At 71.2% G+C, this 18,289-nt stretch carries 19 protein-coding genes; 12 read left to right on the top strand and 7 right to left on the bottom strand.

The features are described from left to right. Positions 1-287: 287 nt before the first annotated feature. On the bottom strand, positions 288-1,538 hold the full coding sequence (locus tag ABD224_RS19540; RefSeq protein ID WP_344051605.1) for a YncE family protein: 1,251 nt from the start codon (positions 1,536-1,538) through the stop codon (positions 288-290). 145 nt (positions 1,539-1,683) lie between these two features. Here ABD224_RS19540 and ABD224_RS19535 point away from each other — a divergent pair, with 145 nt between their 5' ends. Beyond that, on the top strand, positions 1,684-2,343 hold the full coding sequence (locus tag ABD224_RS19535; RefSeq protein ID WP_344051603.1) for a TetR/AcrR family transcriptional regulator: 660 nt from the start codon (positions 1,684-1,686) through the stop codon (positions 2,341-2,343). 141 nt (positions 2,344-2,484) lie between these two features. On the opposite strand, the gene ABD224_RS19530 is transcribed toward ABD224_RS19535, so the two are convergent. Continuing rightward, on the bottom strand, positions 2,485-2,850 hold the full coding sequence (locus ABD224_RS19530) for a nuclear transport factor 2 family protein (RefSeq protein WP_344051601.1): 366 nt from the start codon (positions 2,848-2,850) through the stop codon (positions 2,485-2,487). Between the two features lie 186 nt (positions 2,851-3,036). Here ABD224_RS19530 and ABD224_RS19525 point away from each other — a divergent pair, with 186 nt between their 5' ends. From ABD224_RS19525 to ABD224_RS19505, 5 genes are all read left to right on the top strand, one after another. Further along, positions 3,037-4,122 (top strand): S-(hydroxymethyl)mycothiol dehydrogenase, encoded by a 1,086-nt coding sequence (locus ABD224_RS19525; protein ID WP_344051599.1) that lies wholly within the window; start codon positions 3,037-3,039, stop codon positions 4,120-4,122. After that, a complete protein-coding gene (locus ABD224_RS19520) occupies positions 4,122-4,751 on the top strand; it encodes an MBL fold metallo-hydrolase (RefSeq protein WP_344051597.1) in 630 nt (209 codons plus the stop codon). Before ABD224_RS19525 ends, ABD224_RS19520 begins: the two co-directional genes overlap by 1 nt. Positions 4,752-5,047: 296 nt before the next feature. Next, a complete protein-coding gene (locus ABD224_RS19515) occupies positions 5,048-5,962 on the top strand; it encodes an SDR family oxidoreductase (RefSeq protein WP_344051595.1) in 915 nt (304 codons plus the stop codon). Positions 5,963-6,208: 246 nt separating this feature from the next. Further along, complete coding sequence (locus ABD224_RS19510; RefSeq protein ID WP_344051593.1) at positions 6,209-6,904, top strand: L,D-transpeptidase family protein; 696 nt, start codon at positions 6,209-6,211, stop codon at positions 6,902-6,904. Positions 6,905-7,045: 141 nt separating this feature from the next. Beyond that, positions 7,046-7,228 carry a hypothetical protein gene (locus ABD224_RS19505; RefSeq protein WP_344051591.1) on the top strand — a complete coding sequence of 61 codons (183 nt, stop codon included), beginning with the start codon at positions 7,046-7,048 and terminating at the stop codon, positions 7,226-7,228. Between the two features lie 139 nt (positions 7,229-7,367). On the opposite strand, the gene ABD224_RS19500 is transcribed toward ABD224_RS19505, so the two are convergent. After that, a complete protein-coding gene (locus tag ABD224_RS19500; protein ID WP_344051589.1) occupies positions 7,368-8,747 on the bottom strand; it encodes a S1 family peptidase in 1,380 nt (459 codons plus the stop codon). 305 nt (positions 8,748-9,052) lie between these two features. Continuing rightward, positions 9,053-10,399, bottom strand: a complete 1,347-nt coding sequence (locus tag ABD224_RS19495) for an aminotransferase-like domain-containing protein (protein WP_344051587.1) — start codon at positions 10,397-10,399, stop codon at positions 9,053-9,055. Positions 10,400-10,532: 133 nt separating this feature from the next. Here ABD224_RS19495 and ABD224_RS19490 point away from each other — a divergent pair, with 133 nt between their 5' ends. The 4 genes from ABD224_RS19490 (at position 10,533) to ABD224_RS19475 (ending at position 13,884) form a co-directional block, all read left to right on the top strand. Then, positions 10,533-11,078, top strand: a complete 546-nt coding sequence (locus ABD224_RS19490; RefSeq protein WP_344051585.1) for a DinB family protein — start codon at positions 10,533-10,535, stop codon at positions 11,076-11,078. A 33-nt stretch (positions 11,079-11,111) separates the two neighbouring features. Continuing rightward, positions 11,112-11,759, top strand: coding sequence for a LysE family translocator (locus ABD224_RS19485; protein ID WP_344051583.1), 648 nt, complete (start codon positions 11,112-11,114; stop codon positions 11,757-11,759). 229 nt (positions 11,760-11,988) lie between these two features. After that, entirely contained in the window at positions 11,989-12,372 is a 384-nt protein-coding gene (locus tag ABD224_RS19480; RefSeq protein WP_344051581.1) for a PPOX class F420-dependent oxidoreductase, read from the top strand. A 234-nt stretch (positions 12,373-12,606) separates the two neighbouring features. Then, positions 12,607-13,884 carry a glycosyltransferase 87 family protein gene (locus ABD224_RS19475; RefSeq protein ID WP_344051579.1) on the top strand — a complete coding sequence of 426 codons (1,278 nt, stop codon included), beginning with the start codon at positions 12,607-12,609 and terminating at the stop codon, positions 13,882-13,884. A gap of 7 nt (positions 13,885-13,891) precedes the next feature. Here the strand turns inward: ABD224_RS19475 and ABD224_RS19470 are convergent, their stop codons facing one another. Then, complete coding sequence (locus ABD224_RS19470) at positions 13,892-14,305, bottom strand: Zn-ribbon domain-containing OB-fold protein (protein WP_344051577.1); 414 nt, start codon at positions 14,303-14,305, stop codon at positions 13,892-13,894. Positions 14,306-14,698: 393 nt separating this feature from the next. On the opposite strand from ABD224_RS19470, the gene ABD224_RS19465 reads away from it, so the two are divergent. Both ABD224_RS19465 and ABD224_RS19460 read left to right on the top strand, forming a co-directional pair. Continuing rightward, the gene (locus ABD224_RS19465) at positions 14,699-15,547 is read left to right on the top strand and encodes an ATP-grasp domain-containing protein (protein ID WP_344051575.1); all 849 of its coding nucleotides are present in this window, start codon (positions 14,699-14,701) and stop codon (positions 15,545-15,547) included. 86 nt (positions 15,548-15,633) lie between these two features. Next, complete coding sequence (locus ABD224_RS19460) at positions 15,634-16,356, top strand: peptidoglycan-binding domain-containing protein (protein ID WP_344051573.1); 723 nt, start codon at positions 15,634-15,636, stop codon at positions 16,354-16,356. Between the two features lie 183 nt (positions 16,357-16,539). On the opposite strand, the gene ABD224_RS19455 is transcribed toward ABD224_RS19460, so the two are convergent. Beyond that, complete coding sequence (locus tag ABD224_RS19455) at positions 16,540-16,914, bottom strand: hypothetical protein (RefSeq protein ID WP_344051571.1); 375 nt, start codon at positions 16,912-16,914, stop codon at positions 16,540-16,542. A 339-nt stretch (positions 16,915-17,253) separates the two neighbouring features. Next, positions 17,254-18,177: a MurR/RpiR family transcriptional regulator gene (locus tag ABD224_RS19450; RefSeq protein ID WP_344051569.1), complete on the bottom strand. Its 924-nt coding sequence runs from the start codon at positions 18,175-18,177 to the stop codon at positions 17,254-17,256. Between the last annotated feature and the right edge of the window lie 112 nt (positions 18,178-18,289).

The raw sequence follows: 18,289 nt of genomic DNA, 5'->3' as shown, positions 1-18,289 counted from the left end.
GCGCATGCGGGAGGACGGGCGCCGGGCCCGGTCGCCCCGTGTTCCCGCGGTCCGCCCGGGGCCGTCCGGTGCGATGAGGGGTCCCCGCCGGGTCGAGAGGCCGAGAGCGCGGGGGAGCGTGCGCGCACACGACGGAGGGCCGTCCGCGTACCGGGGGTACGCGGACGGCCCTCGTGTGCGGACCCGTCCGAGTCCTGCGTCCGGGTCCTGGAGGAGCAGGTCCCGGCTCCCCGTACAAGGGTGTGCCGGATCTCATCCGCCGGGTGGGTGAGGGAACGGGCGGGCCGTCACCCCGCCGACGGCCCCGTCCAGCCGGCCGGCACATGGCCCAGACGGACCCGCTGCGGATGGTCGCCGACCGGGACCGACGTCACCTTCCGCCCGGTGGCGAAGTCGATGGCCGTGACCTGGTCGGAGCCGCTCTCCGAGACGACGCAGCTCTTGCCGTCGCCGCTGACCGTGGCCCAGTAGGGCTTGGAGGCGGTGACCAGCGGGCCCTCCTGCAGGGTCGCGCGGTCGACGACGGTCGCGTAGTCGTCCATGGTGCCGGCCACGCACAGCTTGGTGCCCTCGGGGTTCATCGAAAGGCCGTGGTGGCGTGAGTCGTTGACCCAGGTGGTGCGGTCCTCGCTGGTCTGCGGGTTCTTCGGCAGCGTCTTGACCCGGGTGATGGTGTCGGAGGCGACGTCGTACTCCAGGAAGCCGTTGAAGAACGACACCTGGAAGTACAGCTTGGACTCGTCGGGGGAGAAGACCGCGGGCCGCACCGCGTCGGAGAAGTTCTTCAGGCCGATCGCGTCCAGGCGCGGGCGCATGTCGATGTTCCGGACCTGCTTGTACGTCGTGGCGTCCGCGACGGTGATGCGCCGGTCGCCCTTGGTCCAGTCCCAGAACGGGTCGTCCAGCGCGGTGTGGACCTCCCCGATGGACATGTTCCAGAGGTACTTGCCGTCCCGGGTGAAGATGTTCTCGTGCGGCTTGTCGCCGGTGGCGAACGAACCGAGCTGCTTTCCGGTGTTGATGTCCAGCACATGCACGGTGTTCGCGGTGGAGGCGGAGACCGCGACCCGGGTGCCGTCGGGGGAGACGGCCATGTGATCGGAGCGGTAACCGGCCACGGGGAAACGCCAGTTGATGTTTCCGCTGGCCAGGTCTATCGAGACGACGTCGGCGAAACTGGGCCGGGAGACCACCACGGACTTCCCGTCCGGGGTGGAGTACATGTCGTCGACGAACTGGTCGTGGCCCTCGCCGACACTGTTCCGGATCACCTGGAAGTAGATCCACCTGATCGGGTCGGCGTTGATCTCGGCCATCCGTTGCTTCTTGTCGGGGATGACATTGATACGGCCGATCTTCGCGAAGTCACCGCTGGACTTCAGGACATCGGCGGTGCCGTCCCAGTTGTTGCCGACGAACAGGACCTCCCGCAGCCCGGCCGGGTCCTGCGGTGCCGCGGTGGCGGTGGTGGGGGCGGCGACGGCCAGGGCCAGGGCGGCGGCCATGGAGCAAAGGTGCCTGATTCTGACAGCAGGCATGACTGCTCTCTTCTCTGTGATGGGGAGCCGGGATTCTGAACACCACTGGTTTCACAGTTGACTTACTGAAAAGTAAGGAGGGGGCGCCTGCTTCACAAGACCGTGTACACGACAAAATTGGAGCGGGCGTACGAAGGGGGAGAGCGTGGCGGGCAGACTGAGGGCGCCGACCGGCCGTTACGGCGGCAGATCGGCCGCCGAGCGACAGGCCGAGCGGCGCCGCCGCTTCCTGGACGCGGCACTGCGACTGTTCGGCGACACCCCCGGCTACCGCGCGACGACCGTCGCCGCGCTCAGCGAGGCCGCCGGACTGTCGACCCGTCAGTTCTACGAGGAGTTCTGCACCCTCGAGGACGTTCTGGCCGCCCTTCACCTCGAGGTCAACGCCTGGGCCGAGCAGGCCGTCCTGGACGCCCTCGCCGAGGCCGGGCGACTGCCGCTCGCCGAACGCGTCACCGCTCTCTTCCGCGCCTACGCCGCCAATGTCACCTCGGACCCGCGCCGGGTCCGCATCGCCTTCGTCGAGATCATCGGCGTCAGCCCGCGTCTGGAGGAGCAGCGCCTTCGGCGCCGCTCCCGCTGGGTCGATCTCATCTGTGCCGAGGCCCGGGCCGCCGCCGAGCGCGGCGAGGCGGCGCCCCGCGACTACCGGATCGCCGCGACGGCCTTCATCGGCAGCGTCAACGGCCTTCTGCACGACTGGAGTGCGGGCTGGGTGGAGGCCTCCCTGGACGAGGTGGTCGACGAACTGGTCCGCCAGCTGCTGGCCATCCTGCGGCCACCGGGCTGGTGTCCTGAGACATAGCCGGCCGGGGACACGGCGTGTCCCCGGCCGGGCGGATCCGGGCCGGCCGGGAGCCGGCCCGCGACCTCACGGCCTGCCTCTGTTCTTTTACTTGTCCTGCTCGTTCTGCTCGTCCCGGTCGTTCTGCTCGTTCTATTCGTTCTATTCGTCCCAGGCCTGGATCATGACCTGATCGGCGATCCTGCCGTCGCGCAGCGAGACCATGGACTCGGCGAGCACGCGCACGCCGTCCGGATACTCGCAGGACTCGACATAGGCGGCGTGGTCGCCCTGCAGGACGCACTGCTCCAGCTTGTGCGTCATGTCGCGGCCGTAGATGTCGTCCAGCATCGAGCCGATCTCCTCGCGTCCGCGCAGAACCTTGGGATGGCTGGGCGGGGCGTCGCGGTCCACGATGCGGATCTCCGCGTCGTCCGCGTACAGCGACAGCAGCGCGGACGCCGTGTCTCCTTCGATGCCGCGGCGCAGCGTGTCGATGTCGAAGACGGGGCTTGACCTGGTAGCCATGGGGTGACCTCCTGCGGGGGCGGCGGTCCGGGAGGAGCGGGCCGCGGCGGGTTTCACTCTTCGAGACTCCTCCGCTGCGGTGAGCCGGGCAAACGCAGCCCGGTCGCCGCGCTTGTCGGTGCTTTGCCGATCCATCGCGCGTAGGGTCGAGGGGGACGGAACCGCTCGACGGAAGGGGACAGCACCATGGCGCAGGAAGTGCGCGGCGTGATCGCACCCGGGAAGAACGAGCCTGTGCGGGTCGAGACGATCGTCGTGCCGGATCCGGGGCCGGGTGAGGCCGTCGTACGGGTCCAGGCCTGCGGCGTCTGCCACACCGACCTGCACTACAAGCAGGGAGGCATCAACGACGAGTTCCCGTTCCTGCTCGGTCATGAGGCCGCGGGCGTGGTGGAGTCGGTCGGCGAGAACGTCACCGACGTCGCACCCGGCGACTTCGTGATCCTGAACTGGCGGGCCGTGTGCGGCACGTGCCGTGCCTGTGAGCGCGGGCGGCCCTGGTACTGCTTCGACACCCACAACGCGCGGCAGAAGATGACGCTCACCGACGGCACGGAACTCTCCCCGGCCCTCGGCATCGGCGCCTTCGCCGAGAAGACCCTGGTGGCGGCCGGCCAGTGCACCAAGGTCGACCCGTCCGTCTCCCCGGCGGTGGCCGGTCTGCTGGGCTGCGGTGTGATGGCCGGCATCGGCGCGGCGATCAACACCGGGAATGTCGGCCGCGGCGACTCGGTCGCCGTCATCGGCTGCGGCGGCGTCGGCGACGCGGCGATCGCCGGGTCGTACCTGGCGGGCGCGGCGAAGATCATCGCCGTCGACATCGACGACCGCAAGCTCGAGACCGCCCGCACCATGGGCGCCACGCACACGGTCAACTCCACGAAGACCGACCCGGTCGAGGCGATCCGCGAGCTGACCGGCGGCTTCGGCGCCGACGTCGTCATCGAGGCCGTGGGCCGCCCGGAGACGTACCGGCAGGCCTTCTACGCCCGTGACCTGGCCGGCACGGTCGTCCTGGTGGGCGTACCGACGCCGGAGATGAAACTGGAACTGCCGCTGCTGGACGTCTTCGGGCGCGGCGGTGCGCTGAAGTCGAGCTGGTACGGCGACTGCCTGCCCTCCCGGGACTTCCCGATGCTCATCGACCTGCATCTGCAAGGACGCCTGCCGCTGGACAAGTTCGTCACCGAGACCATCCAACTGGACGAGGTGGAGAAGGCGTTCGAGCGGATGAACTGCGGCGACGTGCTGCGTTCGGTGGTGGTGCTGTGATGGCCGCGCGCATCGAACGCGTCGTCACTTCCGGGCAGTTCACGCTCGACGGCGGCACCTGGGACGTCGACAACAACGTCTGGATCGTCGGCGACGACCACGAGGCGATCGTCATCGACGCCGCCCACGACGCCCAGGCCGTCGCCAAGGCCGTGGGCGACCGGCGGCTGACCGCGATCGTGTGCACCCACGCCCACAACGACCATGTCAACGCGGCCCCCGCCCTCGCCGATCTCACCGGTGCGAAGATCTGGCTGCACCCCGACGACATGCCGCTGTGGCGGATGACCCACCCGGACCGCGAACCCGACGAGCACCTGGCCGACGGCCAGGTGATCGAGGCCGCGGGCGCCGATCTGAAGGTCATCCACACGCCCGGCCACGCCCCGGGCGCGGTCTGCCTCTACGACCCCGGACTCGCCACGGTCTTCACCGGCGACACCCTCTTCCAGGGCGGTCCGGGAGCCACCGGGCGCTCGTACTCCGACTTCCCGACGATCATCGACTCGATCAGGGACCGTCTGCTGACGCTGCCACCGGAGACGAAGGTCCTCACCGGTCACGGCGACTCCACCACCATCGGCGCCGAGGCCCCGCACCTTCAGGAGTGGATCGACCGCGGTCACTGACGGACGGACGCGGGCCGCACGAGCCCGGAAACCGCTCGTGCGGCCCGGTCCGCGGCGGCTCCTCGGCGGACCGGCCGCAGCCGCACACGCGGACGCCGCATACGACGAGTCGACCGCCCCATGGGGCGGACCGGCCGCACAGGACGAGCCGGTCGAAGAACCGCGCAGGACGAGTCGATCGAAAAAGTGCCGGCCCAAAACGTACCGGCCGTAAAAGACGACAGAAGATGTCCGGTTTCCCCGGCACCCTCGGTAACGGCAATCGCACCGACGGGACGACACACAGGAGGCCGGGTATGCCGGGTCCGCTGCAGGGCAAGGTCGCGCTGGTCGCGGGAGCGACACGGGGAGCGGGGCGGGGAATCGCGGTGGAGCTCGGCGCGGCCGGTGCCACCGTGTACGTCACCGGACGCACCACCCGCACCCGCCGCTCGGAGTACAACCGCCCCGAGACCATCGAGGACACCGCCGACCTGGTGACCGAGGCCGGCGGCCACGGCATCGCCGTACCCACCGACCATCTGGAGCCGGACCAGGTGCGTGCCCTGGTGGACCGCGTCGAGCGGGAACAGGGCCGGCTCGACGTCCTCGTCAACGACGTCTGGGGCGGGGAGCATCTCTTCGCGTGGGACACCCCGGTGTGGGAGCACGATCTCGCCGACGGGCTGCGGCTGCTGCGCCTGGCGGTGGAGACCCACGTGATCACCAGCCACTTCGCCCTGCCCCTGCTGCTGCGCCGCCCCGGCGGCCTGGTGGTGGAGATGACCGACGGCACCGCCGAGTACAACCGGGACACCTACCGCGTCAACTTCTTCTACGACCTCGCCAAGGCGGCCGTCCTGCGCATGGCCTTCGCCCTCGCCCATGAACTCGGTCCGCGCGGTGCCACCGCCGTCGCCCTGACGCCCGGCTGGATGCGCTCGGAGATGATGCTCGACCACTACGGGGTGACCGAGGAGAACTGGCGCGACGCCCTGGAGAAGGTCCCCCACTTCGCCATCTCCGAGACTCCCCGCTATGCGGGCCGTGCCGTCGCCGCCCTGGCCGCCGACCCGGACGTGGCCCGCTGGAACGGCCGGTCCCTCTCCAGCGGCGGTCTCGCCCAGGTCTACGGCTACACCGATCTGGACGGCAGCCGTCCCGACGCCTGGCGCTACCTCCGCGAGGTCCAGGACCAGGGCAAGCCGGCGGACACGACCGGCTACCGGTGACCGCGCACCCCGTCCGCCCACCCGGTCGTCCGCTGCGCCGAGTCCGGCGCAGCGGGCTCGGCGCACGGGAAGGGGACGGACCACTGGGGCCGTCCGGAACCCGCCGGAGGCGGGTGTCACCGTCTCGTTCCATGTGAGTCGCAGCACAACCAATCGCCCCCGGCGAGCGTCTGGGTGTCCAGAAGCGCAGAAACGCACCGAGCGCCGGCACACCGGACATCAAGGATCGAGGGGAGAGGGGTTGTCATGAGAGATCTGGGCAGACGGGGCGCGGTCTTACTGGCCGTCACAGGACTGGTGGCGCCGCTCACCCTCGTGGTCGGCGCCACGCCCGCGCAGGCGGCGAGCTGCACGAAGAAGGCCGGGCCGTACCAGAAGAAGGTGGAGAAGTTCCTCGGCCGGCCGGTCGACGGACGGCAGTCGTCCGCGGACTGCAAGGCCATACGGGCCTTCCAGAACAAGCACGGCATCAGGCCGAACATCGGCTACGCGGGTCCCGTCACCTGGGGCGTGATGGATCTGATGAACAAGCAGAAAGCCGTGGGCAAGAAGCCCAACAAGGCCGGCAAGTGCCCGGTGAACAAGGGCCGGATAGCCTGCGTCAACCTCACCCTCCAGCTCAGCTGGATCCAGGACGGCAGCCGGCTGGTGTACGGGCCCGTGCCGGTGCGCACCGGCCGCAAGGGATACCAGACGCGCACCGGCCTGAAGAAGATCTACTGGCGGAACATCGACCACGTCTCGACCATCTACAACGTGCCCATGCCGTACAGCCAGTTCTTCGACGGCGGCCAGGCCTTCCACTCGGCCGGTCTGAGCATGTGGAACCCGCCCGGCTCGCACGGCTGCGTCAACATGACCTCGAAGGACGCCAAGAAGTACTGGTCGCTGCTGAGGACGGGCGACGACGTGTACATCTACGGCCGCAAGCCGGGCACCTGAGCGCGGGCGGACACCGGCGCCCGGCGGCGGTTGAATCGCGAACTACCGCCGGGCTCCTGGTGAATGGACGTGATGAGCAACACGGTCCGATAGGTCCGTATCGCTCGTACTTATTCACAGCGCCTTCACCTCGGGCGGCCTATGCTTCACGGCATGTCCACCACTGTTGAACTCGTCTCCGAGCGATCGGCCGCGGAGGTCAACGAGGAGATCCGGGCCCTGTGGCGCCGGTCGGGCGGGACACTGACCAGCGAGCAGCGCGAGGAGTACCAGCGTCTCGTGAGGGAGTGGGCCGCCGCTCACTCGTCGCTCAGGGCCGCCTGAGCCGTCTCTCCTCCGCGGCCCCGCCCCCGGGCTCGCGGACCCCTCTTCCGGGCACCCATGGGTCCATGGGTGCCCTGTCTCACATCAAGTGCCCTTCCCGGGCCGTCCCCGACGGGCTCCGGACGGCGGCCGGCCCCGGTCAGCCCCAGGTCGCCGAGTAGTACCGCTGATAGGCCTTTCGCTCCTGTTCCGTGCGGATCCAGCGGGCGGCGACCAGGACGATCAGGCTGCCGGCGATGACCATGAGGCCGGGGCCGACATTCGAGGGGTCGGAGAGACGGGAGAGCAGGGTGGTGCTGCCGGTGCCGCCGGTGACCGGGGCGGAGGAGCCGGGGGAGGCGGCGTCGGGGGCGACGGCGCTCTGGGGGGTCTCCTCGGAAGACGAGCCGGAGGACGTCCCGGTGTCCTGCTGCGGCGGCGCCACGATCAGCTTCACGTCGAGCGCGGCCAGCGCCTTGGTGACCGGCTGGAAGAACGTCGTGCCGCCCGTGGTGCAGTCGCCGCTGCCGCCCGAGGTCACTCCCAGGGCGATGCCCTCGGAGAACAGCGGGCCGCCGCTGTCGCCCGACTCGGCGCACACCGTCGTCTGGATCAGACCGGTGACGGTGCCCTCGGGGTAGTTCACGGTCGCGTTCAGACCGGTCACCTCGCCGGTGCGCAGCCCGGTCGTGCTGCCGCTGCGGAACACCCGCTGCCCCACGACCGGATCGGCCGCCCCCGTGATCCGTACGCCCCTGCCGCCGCCGATCGCCACGATCTCGGCGCCCTGGCCGGCACCGCCGGAGGTGTACTGGACCAGGGAGAAGTCACCGCCCGGGAAGGAGGACTTGACGGTCCTGCCGAGTTCCTGGCCGCCCTGCCCGTCGGCGAACCAGATGGACCCCGTGGGCCCGCAGTGCCCGGCGGTGAGGATGAAGTCGCGCTGCCCGTCGGTCACGTTGAAGCCGGCCGAGCAGCGTCCGCCGGTCGACAGCATGGCCTGCGCCCCGTTGAGGCGGGTGGTGAAGGTGCCCTTGGTGCGCTGCATGTGCACGAAGGTGCCGATGCGGTTGGCGACCTTGGTCATCCGGCTCCAGTCGGCGGCGGAGACGGTGCTGTCGGCCTGGACGATCACCCGGTTGTTGCGGTAGTCCATCACCCAGGCCGTGCCGGGCACGCGCGGCGCGGCACGCAGGGTCGCGGTGGCCGCCTTCAGCTCGTTCATGCTGTGCCGTACGAGTTTGGCCTCGGCGCCCGCCTGCCGTACCTCGGCCGCCGCCTTCTCGTCGGTCACGGCGACGACCGGCCGCCCCTCGGCGTTGATCCAGCTGCCCGCGGTACGCGAGGTTCCCAGCCGTGCCACCAGCTCGGAGCCCTTGTCGGCGGCGGCCGGCCGCGCCGTGCTGCGCAGGGTGGCGGGGGCACCGGGAGTCTCACCGGCCATCGCCGCCTGCGTGACCATCGCTCCTCCGAGAACAAGTCCCGCGACGGCCGTCAGCCGTGTCACTCGCCGGACGACTCGTCGTCGTACGTGCCTCATGCCTGGCTCCCCGAACCCCGAACACACGGTCTCAACACCTCAACACCGCGGGGCACTCCGGTCGTTGAGCGCCCTGTCCTTCATACGGGGCGCGGCACGGCCGTGTTCAGCGCGCGGGTGATCTTCTTCCGGGGCGCCGGCCGGCGGGTGAGCGGCACCCCGGAGTCGGCCCACGGGCTCCCGCCGGGAGCCGTCCGCGGGCGGCCCGGGGCAGGACCGGTCCGGGCAGGTACCGGACGGAGGCCGCGGCGGCAGCGGGCGTGCGACGTCCGTGGTGCGGCCGGTGGGTGCGGTGTCGCGGGTGGTCAGTCGGTGACGAGGTCCTCCGGTGCCGACCGGGCGAGTTCGACGAGGGTGCCGAGCGCCTGGGAGAGGACGTCCGGCGGGGGCGAGGCGAGGCCCACGCGGATGGCGTTGGGGGCATGGTGGCGGCCGACGGCGAACGCGGCCGCGGGCACGACGCCGATGCCGTGCCGTGCGGCGGCCGCGACGAAGGTGTCCGCGCGCCAGGGCCGGGGCAGCTGCCACCAGCAGTGGTAGGAGCGCGGATCGCTTTGCACGGTGAAACCGGCGAGATGCCGGGCTGCGATCTCCTGCCGTACGGCCGCTTCCCGCTGCTTGGCCTCGACCAGCTTCCTCACGGTGCCGTTCTGCTGCCAGCGGTGGGCGGCTTCCAGGGCGAACCGCATGGGGGCCCAGCCGCCCGAGCGCAGAGCGGCGGAGATCTTGCCCGCGAGGGCGGGAGGTGCCACGGCGAAGCCGAGTGTCAGGCCGGGCGCGACGCGCTTGCTCAGGCTGTCGATCAGCACGGTCCGTTCGGGGGCGTGGGCGGCGAGCGGCGGCAGTTCGTCCCGCAGGAAGGCCCAGATGGCGTCCTCGACCGCGGGGATGCCGAGCCGCAGCAGCACCTCGGCCAGCTGCTCGAGGCGCTGGGCGGGCAGGGAGAGCGAGAGGGGGTTGTGCAGCCGGGGCTGTACGTAGACGGCGTGCAGGGGGGTGCCGGCGTGCGCTTCCTCGACGGCCTCGGGAATCAGGCCGGCGTGGTCCATGGCCAGGGGGACGAGGGTGATGCCGAGCCGGGCGGCGACGGCCTTGACGACGGGGTAGGTCAGCTCCTCGACGCCGAGTCGCGCGCCGGGCGGCACCAGTGCGGTGATGACGGCCGAGAGGGCCTGCCGCCCGTTGCCCGCGAACAGGATGCGCTCCGGGTCGGGGCGCCAGCCGCCGCAGGCGAGGATGTCGGCGGCGGACTCCTGGACGGCCGGGAGGCCGGATGTGCCGACCGGGCGCAGGGCGCGGCCGAGTGCGTCGGGCCGCAGCAGTGCGTCGAGCCCTTCGGCGAGGAGGGCGCTCTGCTCCGGTACGGCCGGGTAGTTGAGCTCCAGGTCGATCCGGCTGCCGGCCGGTTCGGTGAGCGCGGGGGCGGATGCCCCGGAGGCGGCCGGTACCGCCCGGACGAAGGTGCCCCGGCCGACCTCGCCGACCGTCAGACCCCGGCGGGCCAGCTCCTGGTACACGCGCGCGGCCGTGGAGTCGGCGATGCCGTGCTGCCGTGCGAACTCGCGCTGCGGGGGAAGCCGGTCGCCGGGCCGGAGAATGCCGGCTCTGATGTCCTCGGCCACGGCGTCGGCGACGCTCCGATAGTCCTTCACGGCGTGCTCTCCCCTCGCTGGTCGCTTCACCCGGCCATAGTATTGCACCGAGAGCAATGCTGTCATTGCATCGAGTTATTGCCTCCCTTATGCTCCGGATATTGCATCGAGTCCGGAAGGGGGCCTGAACGCAGTGAACACGGCTACGCGATCCGGGTCGCCGCTCGGCCGCATCCCCCTGCCCTCGCCCGACTGCCGAAGCTGCGGTTTCACATCCGGCCTGATCCGGCAGGACGCGATCGCCGACACGCTTCAGGAGTACGCGGCCGGGTGGCAAAGGCTGCTGCGGGCGCCGGGGCTGAGCGGCCGCCGTACCGGTACGCCCTCCTGGTCGCTTCTGGAGTCCGGCTGCCATGTGCGGGACATGTGTCTGCTGTTCCACACCCGGCTCGATGCAATTCTCGGGCAATCGCTGATTGCACCGAGATTATCCGTGGGAGTGGGTACGGACACCGCCCGGCGCTATCGGGACGAGGAGCCGCAGCAGGTGGCGGAGGAACTGGGGCGGGCCGCCGAGGCTCTGGCCCGCCGTCTGGCCGCGCTCACCGACGACGACTGGGAGCGCGGCGATCCGCGCCTGGCCGACCCGAGGCTCACCGTCGGCTTCTTCACCCGTCATCTCCTCCACGACATCGCGCACGACCTGGCCAGGGCAGTGCGCGAGAGCAGCGGACAGTGAGCAAGCGGGCAAGCGGGCGAGGGAGGGATTTTCATGGTGGAACCGAGCGGGGTCCTCGGTGTGACGGTGGTGGCCCTGGGCATGGTGCTCACCCCCGGCCCGAACATGATCTATCTCGTCTCCCGCAGCATCACCCAGGGCAGGCGTGCCGGAATGGTCTCCCTCGGCGGTGTGGCGGTGGGCTTCATGGTGTACCTGGTCGCCACGAACCTGGGCCTCTCGGTCGTCTTCATCGCCGTACCGGAGCTGTACGTCGCGGTGAAACTGGCCGGCGCGGCCTACCTCGCCCATCTCGCCTGGAACGCCCTGAAACCAGGCGGAATCTCCGTCTTCGCCCCGCAGGACGTGCCGCACGACTCGCCGCGCAAGCTGTTCACGATGGGCCTGATGACGAACCTGCTCAACCCGAAGATCGCCGTCATGTACCTCTCGCTCATCCCTCAGTTCATCGACCTGGACAAAGGCCACGTCCTCCTTCAGGGCCTCGTCCTCGGCTCGGTCCAGATCGTGGTCAGCGTCGCGGTCAACCTCACCATCGTCCTCGCCGCCGGCACGATCGCCGTTTTCCTCTCCCGCCGTCCCTCCTGGCTCAGGGCGCAGCGCTACATGATGGGCACGGTGCTCGGCGCCCTCGCCGTCTCCCTCGCGGTCGACACCTCGGGCCCGGCCAGGGCGAGCTGACCGCATACCGGCGTCGGTCGTCGCCGGGTTCTGCCGCTTCGGCCGGCGGCCGTCGGCGTCCCCCGGCGTCCGCCGCCGCCAGGACTGCGGCCAGGACTGCGGCCGGGATCATCCCCCCGGGTGCCGTCCACGGCCCGTCCGAGCGAGGGTCTCGTCGGTGCTCACCAAACGGACGGACACATCCGATCGGCCGGCCACCTCCTCGAGAGACACCCCCTAAGCTTGGCGCATGGACGACAACACCCTGGTGGAGCGGCTCGCGGCCGGGAAGTACCTGCTGATCACCAGCTATCGCAGGAACGGCACCCCGGTCGCCACTCCGGTGTGGGTGGTGCGCGACGGCGACGCGCTCGGGGTGTGGACGGCCGCCGACTCCTGGAAGGTCAAGCGGATCCGCAACCGCGCCGACGTCCTCGTCGGCCCCTGCGACGTACGGGGCAACCCCACCGGCGAACAGGTGCCGGCGACAGCGGAGATCTGCGACCCGGCCACCACCGCGCGCTACCGCGCTCTCATCGCCCGCAAGTACGGCGTGCTGGGCCGCCTCGTACTGCTGGGCAGCCGACTGCGCCGCGGCACCCAGGGCACCGTCGGGATCCGGGTGACTCTCTGAACCCGGGGCTCCTCCGATCCGGTCCGATCCGGGCTCCTCCGCTTCCGGGAGCCCTCCGATCCGGTCCCTCTGCCTCCGGGCGCTCTGATCCCGGCCCCTCCTGCTCCAGGGGATCCCTTTGGCCCCGAGTGGCAGGAAAACGCCCCGTATTGCCGGTGCCCGGCGTGGCAGCGACCGGCCCATGGGTCCGCCGGGCTAGTCTGCGGGCGCTGCCGACACGACGGGGCTGGTGCGGTGAAGGGGATCTGGGCCACGGGCCGCAGGGCCGGACAGTGGCTCGCCGGTCATGCCGGCTGGTGTCTGGGCGTCTCCCTGGCACTTCACGTCCTCGCCGTCGTCACCCACCCGACGGACCCGCTGGACCTGCGTGTCTACCGCGAGGCCGCACCGCACGTGCTCTCCGGGGGCCTGTACGACTACGCGCTGTGGACCGTTCCGCCCATTCCCCGGCTGCCGTTCACCTACCCGCCCTTCGCGGCGCTGCTGTTCCTGCCGCTGGCGCACCTTCCGTGGGCGGTGCTGGTCGCGCTCTGGCAGACGCTCTCCGTGGCGGCGCTGCTCGTCGTCGCCGGGTGCGCGGTGCGGTTGCTGGACCCGCGTCCCGGCGATGTCCGGGTACGGGAACGCGCCCTGCTCTGGGCCGCCGCCGGGCTGTGGCTGGAACCCGTGCGGCACACCCTCGACCAGGGGCAGGTGAACCTGCTGCTGGGCGCCGTCGTCCTGTGGGGGCTGACCGTGCCGCGTGCGGCGGCGGGCCGGGGAGCGGGGGTGGGGCTGGCGGCGTCGGTGAAGCTGACCCCGGCCGTCGGCGGACTGTATCTGCTGGCGACCCGGCAGTGGCGGGCGGCGGCCTGGGCCGTCGCGACCGCCGCCGCGGCGGCGGTCCTGGCCTGGTGCGTCGCCCCGCACGAGTCGGCACGCTACTGGTCGGCGCTCGTCACGGACACCCGGCGCGTCGGCCCGGTCTGGTCGGTGCGCAACCAGTCCCTGCACGGGGCGCTCAGCAGACTGCTCGGGCAGGACACCGCCCTCTCCACGATTCTTCACGGGGTGGTGCTCGCCCTGGTGACGGTGGCGGCGGCCCGGGCCGTGCGCGCGGCGGTACGGCGGCACGACCTGCTCGGCGCCCTCGTGGCCGTGGAGCTGTACGGGCTGCTGGTGTCCCCCGTCTCCTGGAGCCACCACTGGATCTGGTGCCTGCCCGCCATGATCTGGCTGGCCCACGGCCCCCTCGGGCAGCGCCCGCTCGGCAGGATCATGCTCGTCCTGTGGGCCCTGGCGACCGTCACCCGGGTGGTGCCGTCCCTGATCCGGGTCGAGGACCAGCAGGTGCACGCCGGTGCCTATCCGGCGCTGCTCGCCTGGCCCGGTTGCGTCTACGCCGGGTGCGCGGTGCTGACGCTGGTCGCGATCGCGCGAAGGGCCGGGGGAAGCAGAGGACCGGGCGCGGCCCTGAGTGCCGTGCCGCGGCGGAGCCGGGCGGACGAGTCCTTTGGGCACCGGCCCGGTTGACGGAAGGTCAGGTCCAGGCGCGGTACGGCTCGTCGATCAGCTGGAAGACGGGCTCGCCGCGCACCGGGTCCTTCGCCGTGGACAGCCGGACCCGGTCACCGCTGTGGATGCCGATGGGCGGTCCCATGACCCGGCCGCGCACGATGAAGCCCTCGCTCATCTCGATCAGGGACACGTTCCGCGCGGCGGGAGTGTTGCGGTGCACCACCGTGGAGTGGCGGACCGTGCCGACGCCCTCGCTGCGCTCGGTCCGCAGCTCGCTGCCCCGGCAGACCGGACACAGCAGCCGCTGGTACATGGCGGTGCGGCACCAGGTGCAACGCTGGAAGTACAGGGCCTCCGGGTCGTCGGCCCCGGACTCGAGGAGGCCGGTCACGGAGCCGACTGCCGGACGAACGGCGTTTCCTGAGTGGTGGTACACGCTGGTCAACTCCCTGCGCTCGGCCGGAAATCCCACGTGCGCGGCGCATCCGTGCACGCATGTGCACAGATGTCCGTGCCGCTGTGCACGGCCACAGGGTATGGCACTCAGTGTCACTCGTAAAGGTGTCCGGTCGCCCTGATGTTCCGTTACTTGGGGAAGGGGTGGTCTTCGCATCGGTTCCGGGGGAAAGCCGAGGTGAGAACGGGTGTCCGGGGTGGATGTCCATGGCACGCAGTGTCGTCCGTGCTGGACATCCCATGCGGCGGGAGGGGCGGAGCACCTGGCAAAGTAACCTTTCTGCGCCCTTGTTGCCTCCGCTTCCCAGCCCGTCCGTCCTGTCTTCCGTCCGTCCTACTCCGTCCGCCCGGCATCACGCCTCAGGAGCCCCCCATGCCCTTCGCGCGTCCCCGTCTCCTCTACGTCACCGACCTGGCGTACCCGGCGCGCGGGCGCCGCTACTGCGACGAGGACATTTACCTGACCTCCCGGCTGCGCGAGGACTTCGGCCTGGCCCTGTGCCACCCGAGGGACGCGGCCGCGCTGATGGACGCCTTTGAGGCCGTCGTCGTCCGCAACAGCGGGCCCGTCCTGGCGTACCGGGAGGCCTACGACGACTTCAGGGCCCGGGCCCTGGCCCGTGCGATGCCGGTCTACAACCCGCTCACCGGCCGGGCGGACATGGCCGGCAAGCAGTACCTCCTCGACCTGACCGCCGCCGGACATCCGGTCATCCCCACCGTCGACCGGCCCGAGGACCTCGACCGGCTGCCCGCGGCCGACCGGTACGTGGTCAAACCCAAGCTGGGCGCCGACTCCATGGGGCTGCGCATCGTCACCGCCGACGAGCTGCCCGGCCTCGCCGACGGCACCGTCCTGATCCAGCCGCACATCGACTTCGCCTACGAGGTCTCGTTCTACTTCGTCGACCACGACTTCCAGTACGCCCTGTACGCCCCGGACCCGGAGCGGCGCTGGGAGCTGCGGCCGTACGAACCCACCCCCGAGGACCTGGAGTTCGCCCGGCGCTTCATCGACTGGAACGGCCTCGACCACGGCATCCAGCGCGTCGACGCCTGCCGCGCTCCCGGCGGCGGGCTGCTGCTGGTCGAGCTGGAGGACCTCAACCCCTACCTGTCCCTGGACGCCCTGGACGACACCCGCAGGGACGCCTTCGTCGCCGCGCTGAAGTCCTCCCTGCGCCGCTTTCTCGCCACCGGCGGCCGCACCGCCGCCCGGTGACGGCCGGAGCCCTTGAACCGGCGGCGCGGCAGACACGTATCACTCCCCGGGACGAGGGCCGTGCACACGGACGGAAGGAGCGCCGAGTGTCGAAACCGCCGGAACACGGGGAGCCGTACGACAGGACGCCCCTGGAGCCGGTGCGGGTCATACGGCCCCGGCGCACCGACGCCCTCGCCGAGCTCATCAAGGCGTTCAAGGAGGCGCAGGAGCGCGAGCGCGAGGCCGGCGACGACCGCCGGGGCACGGTGCGGCCGACGCCCCCCGCACCCGCGGAGGAGACGACCGAGGAACTGCCGCCCGTGCCGCCCGCACCGCCCCCGGGATCTCCGCTCTCGGGGCCCGCGCCGCAGAGCGCACCGGACCGGACCCTCACCGGGGCGGGCAGTGGTCTGCGCCGGGCCGCCGTCGCGGTGGCTGTCGTCGCGGCCGCCCTGATCGGCTTCGGCTGCGCCCTGCTGCTGCCGGCCAGGAGCGCGGCCGACGCCGCCTCGGCCGCGCGGCCGTCCGGCAACGCCTCCGCCGCCACCGCCTCCACGGTCACCGCCACCGTGTCGATCGACCCGGACGGCCCCGGCACCCTGCGCGAGGGCGACACCGGCCCGGACGTCGTCGCACTGCAGCGGCGCCTCCTGCGCATTCCGGACGTCTACCGCGACGGCTCCGTCAACGGCCACTACGACGGCACGCTGAAGGAGGCCGTGGCCCGCTTCCAGCTCTGGTACGGCATCAGCGGCGACGAGAGGGGCGTCTACGGCGACGACACCCGCCGCGCCCTGGAGTCCCGTACGACGCTCGACGACGGATAGGACGGACAGGGCGGACAGGACGGACGGACAGGGCGGACAGGACGGGCGGCGACGGCGGGACAGGGCGACAGGGCAGACGGGACAGCCGAACAAGCGGAATAAAAGGGTATATGGGGCGATCGGGGGTGATGTCCGGGCCGGGGCTGCGCAGGGGCGTGCCGGCCCGGAGGGGCTGACGAGGGGTCAGCGCTGGGTGCCGTGCTCCACCAGGGCCTCGGTCACCGCGCGGACGCTGCGGGCGATGTGCTGCAACTGCAACAGCTCCGCCGCGTACAGCTTGATCGTGTGCTCGATGGTCGACTCGGACACGCCGAACCGGGGCAGTTCGGCGCGAGCCGTCTGCAGGGCGGTGCGGACCACCCGGATCTCCTGCTGGACCTGGATCTGCGCATGACGGGCGAGCAGCACCGGATGGCGGATCAGTGCGGGGTAGCTGCCGTAGCGTGCCGGCACCAGTCCGCGCAGCCACTTGGTGGCCGAGCGCTCCCAGTCGTAGCTGCCGGGGGCCTTGACCTGGCAGGGCCAGTCCGGGCTGATGCGCGTGGTCGTCAGGGGCATGGTCTCGCTTCCGGGTGTGCGGCGTCGGGAAGGGACGTCCGGCAGGGGGGAGGCCCCGGCCTAGGGGATGACCGGGGCCGCCGTGGGCTCGCACAGGCGAGGCCCGGTGGGTACTCCGTACGCCGGCGCCGGAGGGAGACGGCGGCGCAGGGGTGCCCGTGTGCGGGGCGAGCACGGCCGGGCAGTGGACCGGCCGTGATCCGTGAGCAGTATTTATATATGCCGTCCACTTTGCAAGACGTATGAAAACATTCATGTCCGCTCTGAATGCCGGCCCTCGCCCCGGGGACGTCGAACCCGGTCGGCCCGCTCCCGGTCACCCCGCTCCGGGAGGACGGCTCACTCCGGGAGGAAGAACTGGTGCTGGTCGGCGACCTGCTCGTACTCCTCCAGCCGTGCCTGGGTCCGCTCGGGGTCGGCGTCGGTCATGGCCTGCAGCAGCGCCGCGCACATCACAATGGGCGCCGCGTAGGAGTCGAAGACCAGACGGGAGCCGGTGCCGGTGGCGAAGGTGACGTCGGCCTCCTCGGCGACCGGTCCGAGCGGCAGGTCGGTGATCAGGGCCACCTTGAGTCCGGCGCTGCGGGCGACCCGTACGGCGGCCAGGGTCTCGTGGGCGTGCCGGGGCATGGAGAACGCCAGCACCCAGGTGCCGCCGGCCTCGCGGGACTGCAGCAGCGCATCGTAGGCGACGCTGCCGCCGCGGGTCACCAGCCGCACATCCGGGTGGATGCGCCGTGCCGCGTAGGCGAAGTACTCGGCGAGCGACACCGAGATGCGCAGACCCAGCACGGTCAGCGGGGTCGACTGCGACAGCTTGCGGCCGGTGTCGATCACGCGGTCGGGGTCGGCGAAGTCCCGGCGCAGGTTCTCCAGGTTCTCGATCTCGGCGTCGACGGCCGCCTGGAGTTCGTTGCCCCGGTCCTCCTGGGCCGTTCCCGGTCCGCCGGCCAGCGTCTGCAGCGCGATGGACTGGAGCCGTTCGCGCAACGCGGGGTAGCCGCTGAAACCCACCGCCGCGGCGAACCGGGTCACCGACGGCTGGCTGACGCCGACCCGGTCCGCCAGTTCCGTGATCGACAAGAACGCCGCCTCGGCGATGTTCTCGATCAGGTACTGGGCGATGCGACGCTGCCCGGGAGACAGGTGCGGCCCGTCGAAGAGCGCTCTGAGCTGGGACGCCGGGGCGGCCTGAGCGGGGGGCGCCGTCTTCCCCGAGGTGATCGTGGATGCCTGTGCGCGGACTTGCTGCGGCGATGGCACCGAGGCGCCTCCTTTGTCTCCCACGGACGCCCAACATAGCCCACTCGCCGTCGTGACCAGCATGGGTGCGCACAAGGAACCGGCCATCGCCGCTGCCGCGGCCGTTCCCGCC

The organism is Streptomyces thermoalcalitolerans (assembly GCF_039525155.1).
GTDB classification, from domain to species: domain Bacteria; phylum Actinomycetota; class Actinomycetes; order Streptomycetales; family Streptomycetaceae; genus Streptomyces; species Streptomyces thermovulgaris.
This window is presented reverse-complemented; position numbering and strand designations above follow the sequence as displayed.